Raw genomic sequence first — 20,518 nt, 5'->3', positions numbered from 1 at the left:
AAAAAGAGATCCGATTGCATTTGAACAAGCAACACAGCAGATTGAAAAATTACGAGAGCAAGCGGCACGTGGTGAAATTATATTAGGTTATGTTGATGAAACAGGGTTTTCATCTACACCTGATAACACTAAATATAAAAAAAATGGAAGAATAATTTACTAAGTTATTGTTTTTAAGTTGATCCTTGTTTTATATGGGGGTGATAATAACTTCTGATTACTAGTTTTTACCTTAAATATACCGATTGAAAGATTCATTTAAAGGCTATGAATACATGAGTTTTACAGTTTGGCTAGGTCAGCATGAGTACTTTTCACAAGATTTAAGATCGACCATGAACGTGATTAAGTTATAGGGGATTGATGAAATAGTTTTTATGAATTTCTGGCTTTCTGGGCTGATTTTATCAAATTCATGTCTATGCAAAATTGCGACATATTTCTCGTGCTGGTAGTTATCCAGAGTTTGGTCTGCATCTATCCATAGTGCAGACCTTTTTTTGGTGACAGTTTTTTCTTAGTGATTTTCGATCTGGATGTAGTGATTTCACGTTTGCAGAATATATCTTGGCGGTGATCCATCTAATATTCGTGATTATAAAGAGAGCTAATTCACAGGTTCTACAGATTATGTAGCGACTAACTATATCAAAGTCTATTTGCAGTTGATGGTTGGCGCTTAGTTTATATTTACGCTTAGGTTTCAGTTAAAAAATCAATATTCTGTTGAATCCGTGATTGAATCATCTGTAGGGTAGATTCTCGAATTTGATGGGGATACAGGCGCTGCGCAATTTGACTAAATTGAAGTGCAATTTCACGCATGGTCAAGATGATCTCATCGACTTCTAGAGTAGTCAGATTAGCTTCTGAAGTACCGAGTTTATGTATGTCATTTCGGGAAATATTGAGCGCTTCTCCCATAATGTCCATTTGATGATAACCACCTGGACCCTCGCAGAAGGTCACATCATAGGCTGGAGCCAATTTCCATTGACCATTTTTCTCCATGAGAAATGAAAAGTTCTTAGTATGGTCATCCCGATTATTGAAAAGCACATTAAACACAGCACGTTTAAAAGCATGCAATCTTTCTCGTACATCTTGCGTACACATCAAGGTTGCCCGGAGAAAATTGCGATAGTCTAGGCTACCTGGAACTTTATAGTCTGCTCCTGTATATGCAGCCAAACTCTGCATTGGAATCCGCATACCATTTTGACGATCGAATCGTTTAGAAGCAAAAGCCGTTAAACCATTGGGCAAATTAAAGAAATGGGTATCTGGAGTCTCAATTGCACAAAGTCGCAAACATTCTGCATAGACGGCTTCAATGGCGCAGACTTCAGGATGCTCTTGCTGAGCAGGAAACTTAATCAGCCAGGCTTCATGTTGATCAGAATCTTGAGTCGAAAACTCTAAATTGACAGGATCTCGGTAAACCAACGCTTTTGGTCTGGCACCTTGAGGGGAGCCACCCATGACCAATAAATGCTGTAGAAATTCACCACCTTCACCTTTGAGTACTTCTTGAACTTCCTGGGCCAGTTGTTGTAAAGGGATATTTTCTGAGGTTTGCATGTCAGCAACACAAGGTTCAAAGGAGAGGGCACCCATTGCGTGACTACTAATATAGGTCAGACGCTCCAAAGGTCCAATTCGTGCTGAATTTAAGCCAATTTTTTTGAAATATCGATCCATCAACATCATGCCCCAACCATCTGGTAAAGCGTCATAGACTGGACCTGGGAGTCCCATTTGATGAGTAGGAAAACCTTGTCTGAATGGTAGACCTTTTAAAGGCAGCAAGTAAGAAGAGAGCTCAACACCTTGCTGTATTGCTTCTGGACTATATTCAAAAGCAATGGTGGGTCTACCTGTCGTGGCTGTTGAACTAATCAGCGTTCCCCATAACCATGATTCGCCCCAACCGTTGTAATAAACATTAAGTCTATTGAGCATTATCCCTTCCTCTTAATACGGTGGCGCTTACTTTGACTCTCATAGCGAAGAATGTCATTCACACTGTTAAGCTGAGGTTTAAATAGTTCCTGAAGTTCGTTTAATCGACCCAAGACCATTGCAATACGGACTAAATTTTCAACAGATACATTTCGTCCCGCTTCAAGATTCGAAACTGTATTCACGCCGACACCAGCGCGTGCTGCTACCTCAGCTTGAGACATCTCCAGAAAGAGTCGTTGCTTACGTAAACGCTCACCTAAAAGAGTCACAACTTCTTCTGGTTTAGTGAAATATAAATCCATTAAATTGGGTCTTAAGAATGAATAATTTAATTAAATCACAAAATAATGGAATTAATCTATAGCTATAGTGTGGCTAAGGAGGGCTTTGTTGCACAGCACATCAGAAGGGTAGGTATAGTCCTTGGGTATCGGTTACAGAAAATCATCAGGATGTACTTTGACTGATTGTTGATACGGAGATTTCAGTATTTTCATTTTTCCTAATAGGTCACATTACTTAGAAAGGGTTCTTCGAATAACACTAAATATAAAAAAATTGGAAGAATAATTTATTAAATTATTGTTTTTATGTGGTTATTGGTGATGTTATGAATAATAATAACTTTTTTCTTGATGAATTTTACCTAAAAAAATTGATCAGATAATTTTCTTTAAATGTCATGCATACATAAATTTGACAGTTTGAAGGGATCGGTATGTGCATTTTTCACAAGGTTAAAGATCGACCATAAATGTGATAAACGGCAGAGGATCATTGAAAAATGAATGGATTTAAACACTACATGTATGCACGAAAAAAAGTATCGCTGCGGTTCTGCTGACAGGCTGTATTGAGCATTGAATGCAAATGATGTAGTAATTGTCTACAGGCTATAGGACCAGCATGAAGAAGAATGAAATGTAGTTGCCAATTTATAACCTTGGTTGAAAAGCATAGCATTGTTATTCGGAGAAGTGAGGTAAGCCATCCTTCTCTTATTCATTTAAAATGATTCTTACTCAACTGATCTCGACTCATGGGCTGGTTCCAATTAGACGGATAATAACTTCCATCCCCTATCTTTTTCTTACCACATTTCTTGCATTTAATCCCTTCTTTGGAGATTTGATTCAGCATCACTGTTGTCGGTTGAATCAAATCAATGACATAGTTCGTTGGTTCAGGAAAAGCAGAAGAGGCTGCTTTATTGCAAAAGAGAACATTCGGATCAAATGGATTGGATTGCACAAAAGCCATGATACAGCCACAGAGTAATTCACCTGCATGTAATCTGTAACATCCATTCAGGTCATCAGACGAAGATTAATCTGAAATTTAAGCACTAAACACCATAAATCTATGTATGGGCAGACTTTTTTGAGACATATGTTGATAAACATGCGGCAAGTTACATTGCTTAAAAGTCTATCTAAGTTAACGATCTATTCAATTCTGGATAAGTAATCTGAATATTACGATCCTAAATTACCCGAAGAGTATTAAGATTTCTAAGAATCGTGATTGTTGGTTTATTTGGGAAATTAATCAGTGGATTGAAGCAAAGATGATGGCTCATTAAGGATTGTGGGCTTCGACTACTTAAATTTTAGGTATTTTGAATAAAGCATATTTCAAAAATCTTAATTAATGGATTTAAATTACCATAAAAACCTTCAATATTGGCTTGAATCCATTGTTGTTGAGAGTCAATGCGAGACCAATCAATACCATAACCACAATGAGCAATCAGATGCTCAAAGAAAATCCGTTGTGTACGTCCATTACCTTCACGGAATGGGTGTATGACATTAAGCTCACAATACAAGTCGGCAAGTTGAGGAATCAGTTGTTGTGGTGCTAAGCCTTGAAAGTATTTTTTTTCTTGAAGCGGTTTGAGTAGTTTATTGGTTTCAATTTCAATACGGGAAAAATTACAAAAACGGGTGTCACCTTTGGAAATATCGATTTGTCTTAACTTTCCTGCCCAGTCGTATAAGTCGCCAAAGAGCTGCGCATGAATTGATTTTAAGTATTGTAAGTCGTAAGGTGGTTCAGCATATTCAATTAAGTTACTTGCCAATCCAGACAGTTCTAGTTCAGCTTGTTCTAAAATTTGTTCATCACGAATATTGAGTTTGTTCTTTAGGATATTTGTGCCAGGGTAACAATACAGGCTGTCACCCATTTCCCCATATTTATCCATACATGCACCTGACTAAGATTCGGGTTGCGAATACTTCTTATATTTTTGCAAGATTTCAGCTTTACTTTGTTGAGTTGTTTGAGCTGTCGTTGTAATGCCTTCAAGCTTTAGGCTGGCTTGATAGTTTTGCGAACGTGTCGCTTGAATATATTTTCTTTTCTGTTCAGTGGTTCTGAGCATTTCGAAACTCCATTGATGCTACACGTGAAGTAAGTATAGCAGAGAATCTTTTTGATCAATGCTGCATACACAGCATTTCTAAAATGTAATACAACGGTATTGTTTCATGTAATAACAGAAAACTAAAAAAAAGTGGAAGAATTCTTAAAATTTAGACCACCCATGATAAGTAAACCATATGTATTTGTTGATAATTGTAATTTTGAGAAAATTTAGTTGATAAATTAAATGAATTTTAATATACAAAGATATGCTCATTTTTTATATCGATAAAAATGTTAAAATTTGACTATTTAGTAAAAAATATAGAGATATTTATGGGGCAATTTATCATGCCCTTTTGCTTTGAGCGACAAAATGTTCAATTTAAGATAGTAAAAATTAACTCAGAACTACTGAAAATCAAAAAGATTAAACAGAGCCAGAAAGTAGTAGTACAAGCAAAGTTCAAAATAATCTATGTGAAAATTTGGCAAAAAATATTGCTATTAATGCAAACGGAGCCAGGCTTACGTGTGCATTCTAATTATGTTGCAATCTTACAGTTGATACATAATCTTGATGATTTTATCGAAAAATCACAACAACACTTGTGCTTTGAAAGAAAAGCTCAGAAAGAACTGGATGCTAAATTTTTTGCAAGATTTTTTAAGCTAACAAAGAATTCAATAAAGGATCAACTTTTACCAAATCGTTCTGATCACAATGAATTTAAACAATGCAACGTGATAAAAATATTAAGCGAAAATGAATATGCCAAACATTGAAACACAAGAGCAATTCTTAGATTTAGCAGAAAAATATCAACAAGATTATTGTCTATTACGTGATGATATTGTAAATACACAATTTGTCGATCTATCAGATGATTTGTATAAAGATGTCTACGCTCTATACAAATTAGCACAACAAATTTATAGCTATATATCAGGCTCCAGACAGATCGGTAAGTATTCTTTTTTAGCTGCTGTGAGTTTTTTTGCATGTCCAGATTCTAGTAATACACAAGAGCTGTCATCGCAACGTTATTTGATTCTACAAGCGAGTTTTTTAACATATCGGCAGTATCAAGAATTTGCAAAAATTGATAAAGCTGAGAATAAGCAAAAACATGTTTGTGACCTATTACGCTATGTCTCACGATATGTGCTGGATTCTAATCATGCTGAATTATTTCATGAATGTAGTAAGCTGCTAAATTGTTATGTCACGTACGAACGTAATTTGAAAAAAGAGGATCGTAATCAACTTTTTAATATTAAAGATTTCGAACAAGTACAAGTCATAGAGTATTTATCGGCTCTATTAATAATTTTTAAAAGACTAGATGATCGTCGTGTAGTTCATCGTCAGCGTAAGTCAAAAAAAAGCAAAGTTTTGCAATGGCCGACGAAAAATGAACTCAAAAAATTTCGTGAAATTAAAACGGGTAAGCAAGTAGATATTGGACATAACGCAAAGATTAGTATTTATGATGCCGCTCTTCACAAAGATGAAGAGGGTGAAGTTGATCTATTAGATCCTGAAATGGAGTTTTATTCAGAAGATGAAAAGTCTAAAAATTTAAATTATATACTCAGCGATAATGCGACGCATCTAATGCGGCATCGCCAGCGCCGTCATGCTCCTTTTGTTACAAATCCACATTATTTGGCGCCAGATATACTGAAGCAAATTGTTTATGTGTTGAGAACCGAGTTATCCGGGCACTGGAGGGATGCTGCAATCGCTGCAGCATGTTTATTGTCACTTTTGACGGGATTATCACCCGTCGCACTGATGGATTTTAACGAGCTTATTCAAGATGGAATTTTGATCCAGAATGGTTCAAGTAGACGTCGCGAATATTTACTCAAATTAAATCTTAAAATTACAGAGCAGAAGATTAAGAGCTTAAATCATGTGCGGTGGAATGAAGTGATGACACATCAACTACATTTACCTTCTGCTTGGTTTGACTATATAGAACAAGCATCGAATCCACTAATTTCATCAACACACATTAATACGAAACTTAAGAATTGGCTTGATAATCGGTTTGTAGGTTCGATCACTGTAGAAAAACTGCAGGCTCAATTATATTTTCATATATATTATGAAACATATAATGAATATCTTGCTCATGTAATTGCTGGGCGGGATAGTCAGCATCACATGCCTGGTATCTATTATGGCGGGCTACCGAAAACTCAACTCAGTAGCACATATCTAGCCTTTTTAGAAAAAGCACTTACACCACATTCCACACATTTTACTGAAGACACGGCTGAACTAAAAATATTGCAACAACAATTCAAAGTGCAATCTGCATTATCTATAGGAAGGATAGGGAGCCAACTGGCACTTGAACCCAATTTTGTGAAAGAGCAATTCCATATTTTACATAGACATTGTCACGAAAACATCCAAGAAGATAAGCACATTATTAATCAACTTAATGCATATGCGTGTTGGATGTGGCATATCAGTTTGTTGAGTTTGGCAAGTCGGCCTAAAAAAAACCTGTTGGGGAATTTGGATGATTATTGTGTTGAGCTCAAGCTTTTATATGTGAATGATAAAAAAAATAGTAAAGCAAGAAAAGATGGTCGTTTTATCCCTTTATCTGATTTTTTCATAAAAACACTGCAAAATTACACTGCCTTTTTAGAACAAATTATTGAAGCGTACGGTTCATTTTTTAGACAAGTCTTTGCAAAGAAGAAGATAACTGTAAATGATCTTTTTGGTAAGGTCATTTTTAGTAAAGATATCTTGCCGATAACTGTCAAAGAATGGCAGAGCAGGAAAATTAAGTTAATCCCTTTATCGAGAAAATGGGTGAATTCATATATGCAAGGAGTCTTTCCAAAGAATATGTATTCGAATTGGTTACGTCATTTTGACATGAACTTTTTGATGCATGAGCAGCAAGAGGGTAAACCAGCATTAGCTTTTCACTTAATTCAGGCCCTGTATGGTCATGACCAACGTGACCGAGAGGCTTTTCATCCGCATTCTTCACTTATCCCGAATGTCTATGTACAGCAAGCCCGCCAGCAATTGCAAGATAATGTCAAATCTTTATCGATTAAACACTTAGAGCGAAAATAGTTGTATGCAAAAAATCAAAGAACTAATAAAACCACAACTAGATGATCTATTTGTTGATATTCATAAAATGGTGAAAAAGTCGCTAGATAGACAGCCTTCTCCACCTGAAGTATTGACGAAAGAAATGCAGCAAAAACTTGATCAGCAGATCGCTGAAAAATGGCATGACATTAAAGATAGTGTTGATTGTTTGAGTCAAAAGTTGAGCCGAGACGAACAATCAAAACTGATGCAATTTACTGAAGATGAATTTAATAAAAGAAGGAAGCAATTCAACCAGAATGTAGATAAAAAATCATACAGAATTAAGCTAAATCCACATACTAAACGGATCGTACTGCCTAGAAAAATTGAGAGTACAGAGTCACGGTTAGAACAGGGGCATCTACATATCCATGTACTTAAGGAATTAAGGCAGTATTGGCAAGATTCATTTGAATATTGGAATGAACCAAAGTACTTATGGGGAAATTTATGCTTAAGTTTTATATATATTTCAGGCTGTGCAGATGAACAGCATTTGATTGCTATTCAGAAGCAATTGCAGGAGGCCATTGAGCTTGGTACAGATCTGAATTGTTTTCGGTTATACCATTCGGACTACAAAAAAATCACTAATCCATTGTTACTACATTATCGTGTTGAAAACTCTCAATATGGCAACGATGTAGAACAGGGAAAGTTGTACCAATGGAAACATGTTTTTTTTAACCCATATGCGCAGTTCATTTTGCAATATTTAAAAAAGTTGAAAGCTGCTCAGAAAGAATTTTGTCTGCAACATTCAGTTGAAGATTGTATTTTAGAAAGCTTGAGTAAGATAGGCAGGAAAAAAAGTCTTGGGGATCTGCAATATCAAATTAAACGCCGTGGATTTCGTGCATTTAATGATGTGCAAATGGTACTCGAATTTAATCCAAACCTCAGCATAGATATATTTTTGAGTAATGTGCTTCAGCAAGAGATTAATACTGTTGCTTTAAGGCCATCCGAATTTAGATTGCTGTGGAATAATGATTACAATCAAGTCACAGAACCAGATAATCGCCCTATTCATTTTGAACAAGAGCAGTTACTTCCTGAAGTTCCGACTGTTCAAAGCAAATTACAAACGATTCCGTATGAGTTGATGTTGTTTGGTCAAAAGAAACGTAAAGGTCAAAAAGTTGAGCGTTTAGATAAAAAGAGGAATAAAGAAGAACGCACGCTACGTTTTTGGCAAGAAACTAGAAGGGTGTTAGAGGAGAAGATAGTTGATGCTAATACGGAGGAAAAGTCTTTAATTGATGCTCAACTACGCTTAATTCACTGGTTAATGCATTTAAAAAAACGAGGGCTTCAATTATCAACTATTGAAAGCTACTTAGGATCGTTTGGCAAAGAATTTATATTTGAGATTTGGCTCAATAAATTAGATTTAAAGCAACAATCCATAGATGACTATGAGGATTTATATCGGCAGCTATTGAAATACAGCAGTGAACGTGATGAAAAAGCAGTTCAACGAGATTCGGTGAAAGGAAAAACCTCTCGTAAGATGCACCAAAGCGCAGAATACCGTTTTGGTCGCCTAAAAGATTTTCATCAATTCTGTATAGAGAATTATGATGCTCCAGGGGTATTGGTGTTACAGAATTCAAGTTTTAAGCATTTACAAATTTGCAATGCACGGCTAGTGAGTCCTTTGCTATTTGGCAAATTATTGGAAAAACTAGAAAATTTAAGTCAAGAGCCAACGGCATCAGAGTGGGTCGATCATCTGAGTTGTTTAAAGCTGATGTATTTACTAAGTTATAGAACTGGACTTCGATTAAATGAAGTTCGTTGTCTTAAAATACAAGATATTATTTGCCCAGAGCTACTTTATAAAGAAAAAGAAAATACAGTTTTTAATAATATCACGCTTCATATCCAAGACAATTCATATCGCCGTCTGAAAACGCGAAGTGCGAATCGTCAAATACCATTGAAAATTGCATTGTCAGAACATGAGTTTTTAGTAGTACAACGTTACATACAACATCGTTATGAGCAATATTTGGTTAATCAGCAGGATGATCTACTTTTTAGTGTGAATCATCGTGTATTAACTGATCAATGTATCAGCAAAATTACAGTAGATTTGTTTAGTCAAATATTAGGTATGCATCATGGCTTTAGTTTTCATACATTACGCCACAGTGCTGCTAACTATCTAGCAATAACTTTGCTCGGTTCAAAAGAAATGATCAAGACCTACACAGATTGTCCTTGGGTAAAAGCAAAAAAGATGAGGGATTTATTGTTTGGTATGAAAGCACGTGCTCAAGAAGAGATTATTCAACATAAATGGCAGGTGCTCGCCTCTTGGATGGGGCATAGCAGTATTGAGCAAACGGCTTCAAATTACCTTCATGTTTTGGATTTATTAGCAGTCGATCGAATTTATAATTCGCCGTGTATCATTTCAAAAAAAGTATTAGAACAGTGTTTTAGTCCAGTGAAGTCAAGTACAGACTACATAAACCTAAATCGTTATACTCAGCAGCAGAAATGGTTTAATTCTTATCAGCAAACACAGCCAGTTACGATGGCTGGCCGACAAGAAAAGAAGTTTAGTATAGAGAAGAGTACTCTGACACCTTTTCAACGTTTGATAAGTTTTAGAGAAGGTCGATTAAGCGAAGATACCCAAGCTCAAGAATGGATGCAACGATGTCAATGGATGAGCACTAAATGGATGGATCGCCAAAAATTTAATTTAAAAACGAATTATGTTTATAGTAAGAATTTAGAAGAGAGTTGGTTTGATGAACTTTACGAAAAGGCTAAAAAACTGACTCGTCCAGATGAAATAATTCCTCTCCTTGATTTTCATTATAAAGATGATAGGCAGCAAGATGCACTGAAAGAAAAGAACATGGTTAAGGCGCTTAAAATATTATTATTATTTGGAAAACTGCGTAAGAATTTTCTACATTTTCAATGCCGAATGAAAGGTGATGAGCAACAAATTGTTAATTTTATTACTGGTATAGAGCCAATGTTAGGAGATCATCTGTATTTAGAAAAACAAAACTACCCAGTTAATTTGGATGCTCCTGAGCGAACCGTTAAATTTAGTTTTCAAAGAGTTGTCGGCTCTAACAAAAAAAATGTTACTCCGCTGGTTATATTTAATTTAATGTTAAAAATGATGCAAAAAGATGAACTCTGGATCAAATAGCCTAAGCATGTTAAAGGGGAATTGTTTAGAAATTTCCCTGTTTATAAGTAAACTGCCTTTATGAAAAGCACCATGCTGACTTGGATTAATAAGCGGAATGTAGTATCACAGTTTGATCGCTGGATTTACGAAAATGGTGTGAAGATTAGCGGTATGGTAAATCGATGAGCTAAAGTGTTGTAGTCCAAACTCGATCTGACAATTACCCATTTTTTAGTGTGCCCGTCAGGTTAAATTTGAACTGAATTTTTCTCAGCCCAAATTCATTTCCAATCAAGTTATGTTTCAAGTGGCGTGCGAACACTGCACAATTTAATTCACGGTGCCTAAGACAGGTATCAACTTCGGACCAGCCATTCTAGCTTTGCTAATGATTTCCACCAGCTCATCATAAGTCAGTTCAAACTTATCCTCACTATCAAATACATAGACCATATTCTTGCCTTCATGTTCAGGTGGAGTAGGTGGTACAAATCGTTTCGGGATAAGAATTTGTGCGAGTTGTTCGTCAGTTAATTTAAATAAGTGCATGTTTTTATCCTACTGTTCCTTAAAATGTATTCAAACATACTCAAGGACTAATTCGCACTCTGTTAATGTCTTGTTGCCAAGCGTGTAACTAGAGCCTGAGTCGGTCAGTTCCGACTTGTAGCGGTCAGTCCGTTCTTGCAATATACGCTTTACAGTTTTGTAAGGCGTATAACGACTTATCTCATTGTCGTTTAATCTTGCAAGCACGTTTCTCGCAGCATTCCAATCAGCTTGCACAACTTCCCCATTGAAACGGTGAAAACGATCTCCCTTACGTGTACCTATTAAAAGGCCATGCAAGAAAGAATCACTTTGCGAAGTATATGCAGAATTGACTAGATGCACCGTAGAACCTCTACGGTGAGATATAGAAGTTAGGGCATTAGCTAACAAACCTTTAGCCCATGTATTTAAGCGTCTATTGGTGTTTTTGCCATAGTTGCGTTTACTTTGAATTGGGGATGTTAAATCTTCCGCAACAATCACTTTGGCTTTATCAACCAACTTGTGAGTTGCTGTAAATATTAATGTTTTGAGCTTTGCTTTTTGAGTATCTTGTCGCTTATCTAGTTTTTTTCGACCTAGATTATTTAACTCAATTTTCTGTTTCTTGTGCGGTTTGGCTTTAGAAATCGCTCTGAGCTTATTTCTACGTTTGTACTTTTGATTTAGGTAGTCTGATTCACTTGAGATCAATTTACCTAAACCATTGCCATATACTTCACCATCAGAATCCACAAAGGCTTCTGAATAACCTTTATCAACACCTACGGTTTCCTGACCACAATCCTGTGTTTCAACTGCATCATAAGTTGAGTGAACTTCAACATTACCGTTTTTTAGAATGATTCTAAGTGTGCCTTGTGGCGCAAAATCAACAGTGGTGTTTAGTGGAATTTTAATGGTTTGTCGAGGGACTAGACTCGGCACTTTAAGCCAACATTGACCATTTAACTCAAAAGTTTTACACATATCCGCACGAACAATAATTTGATTATGTGTGTGATTAACACCATGCTTAAAGTGATTACGCATTTGACGATGGAGGAAATTATCAGTCATCCATTCATCTTTTTTAAGCAAGGTGTATAGTCTTTTTTGTTCATTATTACAGGAGGTGCGTTTTCGGATCGCCTGCTTTACTTTGTCTTTTGATGCTTCTCGATAGGCTTTAATATCACCTATGCAATCACGTAGCGTTTCTTTCCACGCATTTGCAGAAACACCAAAGTCACGACTTTCTTTCATCCACGCATCACGAATAGCTCTGTCACTGATATTCAAACCTGAAATAGCACCATATTTAGCCCACACCTCGCTACGAATACGACCAAGTAAAACAGCTTGTTTCTCAAGCTGTTTGTACTTTTGCACATTCAAGTTTTTACAATGGTGGATGCGTGTTAATTTCACAAAGTCATGCCTAGGTTAAGGGATTGGATAATCAATAGATATGGATGCTAATATACCAAGACACTCACCTAAAATACAAAAGATAATCATTTAAATCTCTAATAAATACCCACCTTGCCACTACTGAATCGACATAGACAAAATGAGAACTTATGCAAATATTTGTCTATATTTTTAGTTATAGTTAATTACTCTCGTAAAACAGCTGACGAAGTCCGAGATAGAATCATTGCGTCAAAACAAACGTGATGCTTATGCACTTATGATGAAAATGAATTAATTATTATTTAATTAAGTTAAAAGACTGCTATATAGCGGTCTTTTTTGTTTTTGAGCTCTACAAATTTTAATGAGTACATATAGTTACTTTTATAAAAATGATAATAAAGGGTAGAGGAGGTCATCTAAGAATTTAAAGCACAAGACTTATTTAACATTGATGACAGAAAAAGTGAGTTGTTGGGAACTTAAAGAAGAGGTGGTACTTATAATGGTTACTAAAATACAAATACTTAAAATATTAAATATATAAAACAATATATTACAAATATATATGATGCGTAGTGTACGCATCATACATAAAGCGTTCTATTTTGATATAATTGATCCAATCAACCCATTGTTAGGTTTCATTTAAATTCCATGAGTCTTACTGAAATTAAAGTTCGCCAAGCTCATTGTAAGGAAAAAACCAGTTTTTTATCCGATGAAGATGGGCTTAGCCTGAAGATTGAGCCGAGTGGAAGAAAATCTTGGTGCTATCGCTATACAGATCCACAAACTAAAAAACGTCGACGCATTCAGTTAGGTCGTTATCCTGATTTATCGCTGAAAAAGGCACGACAAGTCAGAGATGACTTTAAAGACAATGATTTCTGTTTTGAACAAGATACTGCCTCTAATGTCATCACCTTTGGTAAGGTCGGGGAGGAGTGGTTACAGTTCAAACTGAAAAATGCCTTCAACGATCTACCCCGCTGTGGTGTACTACAGTTAGCAGAAAGATGCTTACAGCAAGATATTTATCCAGACCTTCAGGATCTACCTTTTCAAAACATCAAGCGTTATGACCTGGTTTCAGTAATCAAAAAAATAGAGGGACGCCAAGTAAAAGAACCTGTCAAGAAAGCTTGTAGTTATTTGAACCAAATTTATGACTACGCTGTAGCGATGGGTTATTGTGAATTCAACATCGCGCATGGTTTAAATAAAATCGCCATTAACAGTAAAATCAAGAAAAATTATCCGTATTTGAAAGCGGAGGATATATCTGATTTTAAGTATAAATTACAAAAATTGGATGCCCATCCGATTATTAAAAAAGCACTGCTGTTCAAATTACATACTGGCGTGCGAGGGGCTGAATTGTTATTGGCTGAGCCTCATCATTTTGATTTAAATGAAAAAGTCTGGAAAATACCTGCCTTGCATATTAAACAGTTTCGACGAAAAGTCATATTAGGCCATGAGATTCCCGACTTCTTAGTTCCACTTTCAGATCAGGCTTTAGATATTTTAAAAGACGTCATGCAATGGTCATACGGTGAAAAGTACATTTTTGCTAGCCCACGGAAACATAATCAACCGATTCATTTTAATACATTAAATATGGCTATACGTAAGATGGGCTATGGAAAACATCAATTATCCTCTCATGGACTACGTTCCACTTTTAGTACCATTTTGAATGACTCAGGTTTGTTCCAGGATAACTGGATTGAGGCACAACTTTCACATATTGATAAGAACCGTACCCGTGCCAGCTATAATCACGCTGACTATTTAGCCCAGCGGACTGAAATGATGCAGTGGTGGGGTGATTATTTAAGTACTGCTAAGTGAAAATCGTACTTTTATACATAGACTTAAAACATTATGGGGTTTCAAATGGATAGTAAACAATATACTTGCCGTGTTACATGGTCAGCAGAATATAATGAGTATGTTGGGTTGTTCGAACCACAAGCACTAGCCATTTGTTGTAATTCAGCTTTAAGCGCCCTTAATTCTTTCATGCGTTTATTCACTAGTGCAAGTTGCTGATCAATTAATGCATTAACGCTAGAGCAGCTTTCTTCTGGCTTATTTTTTAATTCGATAAGACGTTTAATATCATTGAGTGATATATCTAGGCTGCGACAATGCTTTACGAATTCCAATTGTTTAAGTGCTTTGCTATCATACAGCCTGAAATTACCTTCTGAACGATTTGGATTTAACAGTAATCCTTCTCTTTCATAATATCTAATCGTTTGTATTGAACAGCCCGATTTTTTTGACAATTCGCCTATTTTCATCAATTTCCCCCAGACATTTGACTCTATAGTTACTATAGAGTCTATAGTATAAGTATGCAACGAAAAGGATATATAAAAAATGACTGAGAAATATTTAAACAATACGAATATCGTTAATTTTGAACACAAAGATATCCAATCCTTGATCGATCAACGTAGGTGGAAAAACTTGGATAACTTCAACAAAATTGGTGCCGCTTATCAGTTTGTAAAAGATGATTTTTGTGGTTATGGTGTTGCAACAAAGTGCTTTTCATCACCAGATACAGATTGGCGTGGAGAAAATACCTATATTCAAAAAGAAGGTATTCATGATGACTTTGGGCTTTATGATTCCCCTGATGAGTTCTATTTCGAAAAAGGGACTAACTTGTCGGGGTTCAAACGCTGGATATATCAACGCTTGATACGTCACTTGATTAATATGAATGTATCAAAACTAAGAAATAGAAAAGTACTAGAGGTACAAAATGCACAACCATAATCATAGTCATCAACATGGTAAAGATGACCGTATTGGTTGGGCATTTTTCCTTAATGTGACATTCACTATTATCGAATTTATAGGTGGTTGGCTCACTAACAGTACGGCGATAATGGCAGATGCAGTTCACGATCTTGGTGATAGTCTTTCAATAGGTTTTGCGTGGATTTTAAGTCGTTTTTCAGATAAAGAAGCATCAGATAAGTTTAGTTATGGTTATCGTAGACTTACTCTCTTTGGCGCATTGATAAACAGTATTGTTTTAATCATTGGCTCAATTTGGATTTTATTTGAAGCAATTCCAAAGCTGTCCAATCCTGAAATGCCTGTAGTCGAGGGGATGTTAGGGCTAGCGATACTCGGCGTTGCCGTTAACGGATATGCTGTATTAAAATTAAAAGCGGGTGAAACATTAAATGAGAAAGTGCTGACATGGCACCTTCTTGAAGATGTACTTGGATGGGTTGCCGTTCTTATAGTCTCTATCGTACTGTTGTTCGCTGAACTGCCGATATTAGATCCCCTTTTATCAATAGGGTTCACGCTGTTCATCTTGTTTAATGTTTTCAAAAACCTGAAATCAACACTCGTTTTATTTCTTCAAGCTGCACCCGATAAAGAGACTCAAAAGCGTATTAAACTATCACTAATGGAATTTCCTGAAGTTAATGGTATCCACCACATGCACTTTTGGTCACTAGATGGTGAAAGTCACGTTTTAACAGCGCACCTTGAGCTGAGTGACAACTTTGACGTTAAAGAATTAATTAGGCTTAAACAAGAAGTTGCAGCTAAATTATCTTCCTATCATTTATCGCATACAACGATAGAGTTTGAGTTTTTAAATGAAAATTGTCGGGATGAAGCGCAGTAAGCTTTATCAATAAAATGTTGGGCATACAATATTAAAAGCAGCTTAATTAGGCATAACCTAGTAATTAAGCTGCTTTTTTTGATTTTAAATTTCGTCGGATTGCTGTTTGCTACTCTCAGAGCCATGCGCCCATTGATATAAAATAGGCAATACAAACAAAGTTAAAATTGTAGAAGATACAATACCGCCGATAACAACTGTTGCTAGTGGTCGTTGTACTTCTGCACCAATTCCAGTGTTTAACGCCATTGGAATAAAACCTAAACTTGCGACCAGTGCCGTCATTAAAATAGGTCTTAAACGAATGATGTGCTGAGTTTCCATCATTGTCTTGGCTTGATGCGGATCAGTCTAAAGCATTCTCAGGAATAGAGGAGCTCGTTGCTGATGTTGTCGCTGATATGATTAGCAATAATGAAAAAGTTCCTACACCACTCTCCGGGAAAATATAGTAGGCAGTTTGTTGTCCTTGTTCTCAGTGGTTCAACAAAAACTAGCCCTCGAAGCCGCAGAACGTGGCGTGGACATAAATTGTTTAGTATCAGTAAAAAGAGCGATGTAATTTTAGTACGAGTGAGTGATAGAGCAGGAACCTATGCTTCATATATTCAGTAAATGGTATGTTTTTGAATTAATAGGTATTTTTAAATAAAGCTTTCTTTGATTTAGTGCTTTTTATTTAATAAATTAATTTTAAAAACAACTTAGGCTAATTGATAAACACTATCTGGAAAGATTAAAAGAAAATATTTTTTAATTTCTGCTAATTCATTTAAGGCAGGTTCCCTTTCAAGCAGTTGAAATGTCCAAATAAGTACAGCCTGATGATTATCATAGCAAGTATTTACTCCAAGAAAATTAGCCATTCCATAACTTCTATTGATGTTCATTTCTTTAATTAATTGATTTCCTAAGTCACGAGCTTGCTGGCTGATCAATAACTCATTTGGTAACACGGCGGTCATCTCCACAAAATAATCTAATGCAGGTTCAATCCTTATATTTAAAAAGTTATAATTTAGTTGAAATGGATAAAATATACTTTCTATAAGTTGTAATAACCTGCTGTAGGTTAATTTTAGCAAAGTATTACTCAGTCAACAACTTCAAATAACCCACAGCAAGTTATTTTTTGTAAATTAATTTAAATATGATTACTTGTAAGTTATCTAGCCTCATGGGCGATAGAAAAATTTTAAAATTAAGTGAAGTGGTGCATGCAACAGGTATCAATCGCAACACGCTCACAAGTATGTATTATGACCGTGCTGTACGTATTGAATTACCAGTCGCCGATAAGTTGTGTAAGTACTTTAACTGTACGATGAATGATTTGTTTGAGTTTAAGGAAGAAGTTGAAGAAAAAGATTAACTTAATACTTCGTTTGATAAGTTTTTCGAAGAAAAAGACTAGCCAATACTTAGTTTGATAAGTTTTTCTCTGCAGATCTAATATTGAATTTTATAAAATATCATTACAAACAGAGGTGGTTCCACTTGTTTGAACAACTAAAAGCGTATTTATAAGTGATATTCCGCTCTAGTTAAGCCACCTTGTTTTGTTGGGGTAGCTGATCATAGTAAAACTCATTTGGTGTCATTTTGTCTAGACTCGAATGAGGTCGTTTCAGATTATAAAACTCAAAATATGCACTCAATTGCTTTTTCGCATCTGTGACACTGCTATAAGCTTTGAGATACACCTCTTCATATTTAACGCTCCGCCATAATCGTTCAACCATCACATTATCTACCCATCGACCTTTACCATCCATACTGATTTGAATGCCATTTGATTTCAATACATCAATAAATGCATCACTGGTGAACTGACTGCCTTGGTCTGTATTCAATATTTCAGGTGATCCATATTTTTCAATCGCTTCATTTAAAGCCGAAATACAAAAATCCACCTCCATACTAATCGATACCCTATGCGCAAGTACCTTGCGGCTATGCCAATCAATCACAGCACATAAATAAACAAAGCCTTTTGCCATAGGGATATACGTTATATCCGTAGACCACACTTGATTACTGCGCTGAATAGCCAATCCTTTGAGCAGATATGGATATTTACGGTGAGCTTGATTAGCCTGGCTTAAATTTGGTTTGCAATATAACGCCTGAATACCCATTTTCTTCATTAAAGTACGTGTATGACGTCGTCCTATATGATGCCCTTGACGATTCAACAAATCACGCATCATACGACTGCCTGCAAAAGGATATTGCATATGTAATTCATCAATACATCGCATCAGCTTCAGATCTGATGAGCTAACAGGTTTTGGGCGATAATAATAACAACCACGAGAGACTTTCAGTAACTTAGCTTGTTTAGATACTGAAATCTGAAGTGAGTGATCGATTAACTTTTGTGGTTGAAGCGGCCCAGTTTCTTCAACACACCTTCTAAAAAATCAATTTCTAATGCCTGCTCACCGATTTTTGCATGTAACTTTTTAAGATCAATGGGAGGTTCTGATGGAGCTTTTGATTGATCGAAAGCTTGTGAGGAAGCTGAGATCAATTGATTTTTCCAGTCAATAATTTGGTTTTGATGAACATCAAACTCAGAACTCAATTCAGCAAGTGTTTTTTCTGCTTTGATCGCAGCAAGTGCTACCTTAGCCTTAAAGTCGTTTGAATGATTTCTTCTTGGTCTACGTGCCATAAAATACTCCATATATTGATGTTTATAACATCATTTGAGGAGCAGAGTATCACTTATAGGAGTTGTTCAAATTTCCGGATCCATCTCTAAGTGAGGAGGAAATGACTCTTACTATTCAGATGTTGTTTCAAGCTTTTTTTGATTGATAGAGTTTTATGTATTAAACTCTATATTGAAAGTAAATATATTGTAAAAATAGTATGTTATTTACTAATTGATTAAATTATTTACACTTATTCTGTATAATGCTCTATGAATTCATTACTTATTTTTTTAAATTAAAAATCATATGCAAAGCTTAAATGATGAAGAGTGTCGCCAAGTTGAAAGTGTAAAACAGCTTTTACAAAAAAATTTTAAAGATAAGCTTTATGCTATTTATTTATATGGTTCGTATGTTGATGGTGGTTTAAAACATAAAAGTGATCTTGATATTTTAGTTATTATTGAACGTGAAATTACCGATCAGGAAAGAAAACAATTAGCGCAGAATTTTCTAAATATATCTGTTCCGATTGGTCATGCTACAGCGCGTGCCTTAGAAATTACGATATTAGAAAAAGGGAGTATTACCAATAAAAATCATCCATATACATATCAGCTACAATATGGCGAGTGGTTGAGAGAAGAATTACTCAAAGGTGAATTACTTTATAGTCAATCTGATCCAGATATTAGTATTTTACTTAAAACTGCCCAATTACATAACATTACTATCTTTGGACCTGATATTTGCGATTGGTTAAATCCAATTAGCTATGAACAATTAATATTTGCCATGCAAAAAACTTATCCACAAATTATTGCTCATTGGAAAGACGATCAGGATGAATGTAATCAAATTTTAGCGCTATGCCGTATAGCTTATACATTAGATCATAAAACAATAGTTGCCAAGGATGTTGCTGCGACATGGTTTTTAGAATTCTTAAGTCAGATAGATCAAGACATTTTGCAACTCATAATAGATGAATATATTGGGCAAGGTCATGAGCAATGTTGGTTAGTTTTACATGATCAGCTTGCTAAAATTGTTAAAGAATTACAGCATAAAATTGAACCACTACTTTTTAACTGATGTGGAAGTAATGGATATGCTTCTTAGATTATTACCTCACTATATCTCTAAATACCGAAGAGACTTGATATTGCAAAGGGGGGCGTGGTTGGAGTTGCATGAAGATTTTAAATAAAAGCGGAGGAACTAGGGTAAAAGTTGCCAAAAAGTTTCTTCTGAAATGACTTTTATATTATGACGTTTAAGCAAAGCGGAGGTAACTCCATTGCCATAGATCTTATTCCCATTAAATTGACCATCGTAAATCATTGAACTACCACATGAAGGGCTATTTTCTTTAAGCACTACCAGAGTAGCTTTTAATAATTGAACTTTTTTTAAAGTTCTATATGCCCCTTCAATATAGATTGAAGTCACATCCTTTCCTGATTTTTCAATTACACAGGCTTTGATGTGTGCTGAATTAGCAGGAGACTTTCACTTGGGAGATTCTAGGCAGCTAACCGATAAAAGTCTTCTGCCATTTGATTTGGTGTCTTAAAATCCAAGCCTTTTTGAATTCTTCGCTGATTATA

Annotated in this window: 19 protein-coding genes and 3 pseudogenes; 10 read left to right on the top strand and 12 right to left on the bottom strand. The window is 35.5% G+C overall.

Annotated features, from left to right (window positions below):
* Positions 1-696 precede the first annotated feature (696 nt).
* The 5 genes from FTU36_RS15155 to FTU36_RS15135 all read right to left on the bottom strand — a co-directional run bounded on the left by FTU36_RS15155 (position 697) and on the right by FTU36_RS15135 (position 4,351).
* Positions 697-1,962: a type II toxin-antitoxin system HipA family toxin gene (locus tag FTU36_RS15155; RefSeq protein ID WP_000934717.1), complete on the bottom strand. Its 1,266-nt coding sequence runs from the start codon at positions 1,960-1,962 to the stop codon at positions 697-699.
* Entirely contained in the window at positions 1,962-2,267 is a 306-nt protein-coding gene (locus FTU36_RS15150; protein ID WP_000366814.1) for a helix-turn-helix domain-containing protein, read from the bottom strand. The genes FTU36_RS15155 and FTU36_RS15150 overlap by 1 nt, the downstream gene beginning before the upstream one ends.
* Before the next feature lie 700 nt (positions 2,268-2,967).
* The gene (locus tag FTU36_RS15145; protein WP_004726728.1) at positions 2,968-3,225 is read right to left on the bottom strand and encodes a hypothetical protein; all 258 of its coding nucleotides are present in this window, start codon (positions 3,223-3,225) and stop codon (positions 2,968-2,970) included.
* A gap of 349 nt (positions 3,226-3,574) precedes the next feature.
* A complete protein-coding gene (locus FTU36_RS15140; protein ID WP_179990952.1) occupies positions 3,575-4,171 on the bottom strand; it encodes a putative adenosine monophosphate-protein transferase Fic in 597 nt (198 codons plus the stop codon).
* A 12-nt stretch (positions 4,172-4,183) separates the two neighbouring features.
* Complete coding sequence (locus FTU36_RS15135; protein ID WP_000946583.1) at positions 4,184-4,351, bottom strand: YhfG family protein; 168 nt, start codon at positions 4,349-4,351, stop codon at positions 4,184-4,186.
* Positions 4,352-4,668: 317 nt separating this feature from the next.
* Here FTU36_RS15135 and FTU36_RS15130 point away from each other — a divergent pair, with 317 nt between their 5' ends.
* Genes FTU36_RS15130 through FTU36_RS16915 form a run of 4 tightly spaced genes read left to right on the top strand, consistent with a single transcriptional unit; the run spans position 4,669 to position 10,817 of the window.
* Positions 4,669-5,118 carry a hypothetical protein gene (locus FTU36_RS15130; RefSeq protein ID WP_127800793.1) on the top strand — a complete coding sequence of 150 codons (450 nt, stop codon included), beginning with the start codon at positions 4,669-4,671 and terminating at the stop codon, positions 5,116-5,118.
* Positions 5,105-7,444: a hypothetical protein gene (locus FTU36_RS15125; protein WP_127800787.1), complete on the top strand. Its 2,340-nt coding sequence runs from the start codon at positions 5,105-5,107 to the stop codon at positions 7,442-7,444. The genes FTU36_RS15130 and FTU36_RS15125 overlap by 14 nt, the downstream gene beginning before the upstream one ends.
* A 4-nt stretch (positions 7,445-7,448) precedes the next feature.
* The gene (locus tag FTU36_RS15120) at positions 7,449-10,649 is read left to right on the top strand and encodes a site-specific integrase (protein ID WP_127800785.1); all 3,201 of its coding nucleotides are present in this window, start codon (positions 7,449-7,451) and stop codon (positions 10,647-10,649) included.
* A 60-nt stretch (positions 10,650-10,709) separates the two neighbouring features.
* Positions 10,710-10,817: a hypothetical protein gene (locus FTU36_RS16915; protein ID WP_372551473.1), complete on the top strand. Its 108-nt coding sequence runs from the start codon at positions 10,710-10,712 to the stop codon at positions 10,815-10,817.
* Positions 10,818-10,961: 144 nt separating this feature from the next.
* Here the strand turns inward: FTU36_RS16915 and FTU36_RS15115 are convergent, their stop codons facing one another.
* Together FTU36_RS15115 and FTU36_RS15110 are read right to left on the bottom strand one after the other, a co-directional pair.
* The gene (locus tag FTU36_RS15115; RefSeq protein WP_000550047.1) at positions 10,962-11,180 is read right to left on the bottom strand and encodes a hypothetical protein; all 219 of its coding nucleotides are present in this window, start codon (positions 11,178-11,180) and stop codon (positions 10,962-10,964) included.
* Between the two features lie 30 nt (positions 11,181-11,210).
* A complete protein-coding gene (locus FTU36_RS15110) occupies positions 11,211-12,593 on the bottom strand; it encodes an IS200/IS605 family accessory protein TnpB-related protein (RefSeq protein WP_168370265.1) in 1,383 nt (460 codons plus the stop codon).
* A 642-nt stretch (positions 12,594-13,235) separates the two neighbouring features.
* On the opposite strand from FTU36_RS15110, the gene FTU36_RS15105 reads away from it, so the two are divergent.
* Entirely contained in the window at positions 13,236-14,435 is a 1,200-nt protein-coding gene (locus FTU36_RS15105; protein ID WP_005245164.1) for an integrase arm-type DNA-binding domain-containing protein, read from the top strand.
* 41 nt (positions 14,436-14,476) lie between these two features.
* Here FTU36_RS15105 and FTU36_RS15100 read toward each other — a convergent pair whose 3' ends face one another.
* Entirely contained in the window at positions 14,477-14,890 is a 414-nt protein-coding gene (locus FTU36_RS15100; protein WP_005245163.1) for a Cd(II)/Pb(II)-responsive transcriptional regulator, read from the bottom strand.
* A 79-nt stretch (positions 14,891-14,969) separates the two neighbouring features.
* On the opposite strand from FTU36_RS15100, the gene FTU36_RS15095 reads away from it, so the two are divergent.
* Both FTU36_RS15095 and FTU36_RS15090 read left to right on the top strand, forming a co-directional pair.
* A complete protein-coding gene (locus FTU36_RS15095) occupies positions 14,970-15,374 on the top strand; it encodes a hypothetical protein (RefSeq protein WP_180004480.1) in 405 nt (134 codons plus the stop codon).
* Entirely contained in the window at positions 15,361-16,248 is an 888-nt protein-coding gene (locus FTU36_RS15090) for a cation diffusion facilitator family transporter (RefSeq protein WP_127800877.1), read from the top strand. The genes FTU36_RS15095 and FTU36_RS15090 overlap by 14 nt, the downstream gene beginning before the upstream one ends.
* Before the next feature lie 84 nt (positions 16,249-16,332).
* Here the strand turns inward: FTU36_RS15090 and FTU36_RS15085 are convergent.
* Positions 16,333-16,557 (bottom strand): annotated as a pseudogene (locus FTU36_RS15085) (efflux RND transporter permease subunit); the annotation flags it as partial.
* On the opposite strand from FTU36_RS15085, the pseudogene FTU36_RS15080 reads away from it, so the two are divergent.
* Positions 16,557-16,700: pseudogene (locus FTU36_RS15080) on the top strand (antitoxin HicB); the annotation flags it as partial. The pseudogenes FTU36_RS15085 and FTU36_RS15080 sit on opposite strands and share 1 nt — an antisense overlap.
* A 252-nt stretch (positions 16,701-16,952) precedes the next feature.
* On the opposite strand, the gene FTU36_RS15075 reads toward FTU36_RS15080, so the two are convergent.
* Complete coding sequence (locus FTU36_RS15075) at positions 16,953-17,204, bottom strand: hypothetical protein (protein WP_004658363.1); 252 nt, start codon at positions 17,202-17,204, stop codon at positions 16,953-16,955.
* 194 nt (positions 17,205-17,398) lie between these two features.
* Between FTU36_RS15075 and FTU36_RS15070 the strand changes: the two genes are divergently transcribed.
* Complete coding sequence (locus FTU36_RS15070; RefSeq protein WP_004658364.1) at positions 17,399-17,620, top strand: helix-turn-helix transcriptional regulator; 222 nt, start codon at positions 17,399-17,401, stop codon at positions 17,618-17,620.
* Positions 17,621-17,792: 172 nt separating this feature from the next.
* Here FTU36_RS15070 and FTU36_RS15065 read toward each other — a convergent pair.
* Positions 17,793-18,937 (bottom strand): IS3-like element ISAba14 family transposase gene (locus FTU36_RS15065; protein ID WP_099046175.1). Its coding sequence is split into 2 segments (ribosomal slippage): positions 17,793-18,673 and positions 18,673-18,937, totalling 1,146 coding nucleotides; the frame shifts between segments, so codons are not numbered across the junction.
* Positions 18,938-19,214: 277 nt separating this feature from the next.
* Between FTU36_RS15065 and FTU36_RS15060 the strand changes: the two genes are divergently transcribed.
* On the top strand, positions 19,215-20,003 hold the full coding sequence (locus FTU36_RS15060; RefSeq protein WP_038350081.1) for an aminoglycoside adenylyltransferase domain-containing protein: 789 nt from the start codon (positions 19,215-19,217) through the stop codon (positions 20,001-20,003).
* 126 nt (positions 20,004-20,129) lie between these two features.
* Here FTU36_RS15060 and FTU36_RS15055 read toward each other — a convergent pair.
* Positions 20,130-20,393, bottom strand: a pseudogene (locus FTU36_RS15055) (DUF523 domain-containing protein); the annotation flags it as partial.
* Positions 20,394-20,518 lie beyond the last annotated feature (125 nt).

This window comes from Acinetobacter sp. YH12096 (assembly GCF_013419215.1).
GTDB classification, from domain to species: domain Bacteria; phylum Pseudomonadota; class Gammaproteobacteria; order Pseudomonadales; family Moraxellaceae; genus Acinetobacter; species Acinetobacter amyesii.
This window is presented reverse-complemented; position numbering and strand designations above follow the sequence as displayed.

Coding starts and splice junctions, on each gene's coding strand:
- FTU36_RS15120 (WP_127800785.1), top strand. CDS start 7,449: ATGCAAAAAATCAAAGAACTAATAAAACCACAACTAGATGATCTATTT.
- FTU36_RS15135 (WP_000946583.1), bottom strand. CDS start 4,351: ATGCTCAGAACCACTGAACAGAAAAGAAAATATATTCAAGCGACACGT.
- FTU36_RS15070 (WP_004658364.1), top strand. CDS start 17,399: ATGATTACTTGTAAGTTATCTAGCCTCATGGGCGATAGAAAAATTTTA.
- FTU36_RS15105 (WP_005245164.1), top strand. CDS start 13,236: ATGAGTCTTACTGAAATTAAAGTTCGCCAAGCTCATTGTAAGGAAAAA.
- FTU36_RS15125 (WP_127800787.1), top strand. CDS start 5,105: ATGCCAAACATTGAAACACAAGAGCAATTCTTAGATTTAGCAGAAAAA.
- FTU36_RS15145 (WP_004726728.1), bottom strand. CDS start 3,225: ATGGCTTTTGTGCAATCCAATCCATTTGATCCGAATGTTCTCTTTTGC.
- FTU36_RS15090 (WP_127800877.1), top strand. CDS start 15,361: ATGCACAACCATAATCATAGTCATCAACATGGTAAAGATGACCGTATT.
- FTU36_RS15155 (WP_000934717.1), bottom strand. CDS start 1,962: ATGCTCAATAGACTTAATGTTTATTACAACGGTTGGGGCGAATCATGG.
- FTU36_RS15100 (WP_005245163.1), bottom strand. CDS start 14,890: ATGAAAATAGGCGAATTGTCAAAAAAATCGGGCTGTTCAATACAAACG.
- FTU36_RS15150 (WP_000366814.1), bottom strand. CDS start 2,267: ATGGATTTATATTTCACTAAACCAGAAGAAGTTGTGACTCTTTTAGGT.
- FTU36_RS15095 (WP_180004480.1), top strand. CDS start 14,970: ATGACTGAGAAATATTTAAACAATACGAATATCGTTAATTTTGAACAC.
- FTU36_RS15130 (WP_127800793.1), top strand. CDS start 4,669: ATGGGGCAATTTATCATGCCCTTTTGCTTTGAGCGACAAAATGTTCAA.
- FTU36_RS16915 (WP_372551473.1), top strand. CDS start 10,710: ATGAAAAGCACCATGCTGACTTGGATTAATAAGCGGAATGTAGTATCA.
- FTU36_RS15060 (WP_038350081.1), top strand. CDS start 19,215: ATGCAAAGCTTAAATGATGAAGAGTGTCGCCAAGTTGAAAGTGTAAAA.
- FTU36_RS15115 (WP_000550047.1), bottom strand. CDS start 11,180: ATGCACTTATTTAAATTAACTGACGAACAACTCGCACAAATTCTTATC.
- FTU36_RS15140 (WP_179990952.1), bottom strand. CDS start 4,171: ATGGATAAATATGGGGAAATGGGTGACAGCCTGTATTGTTACCCTGGC.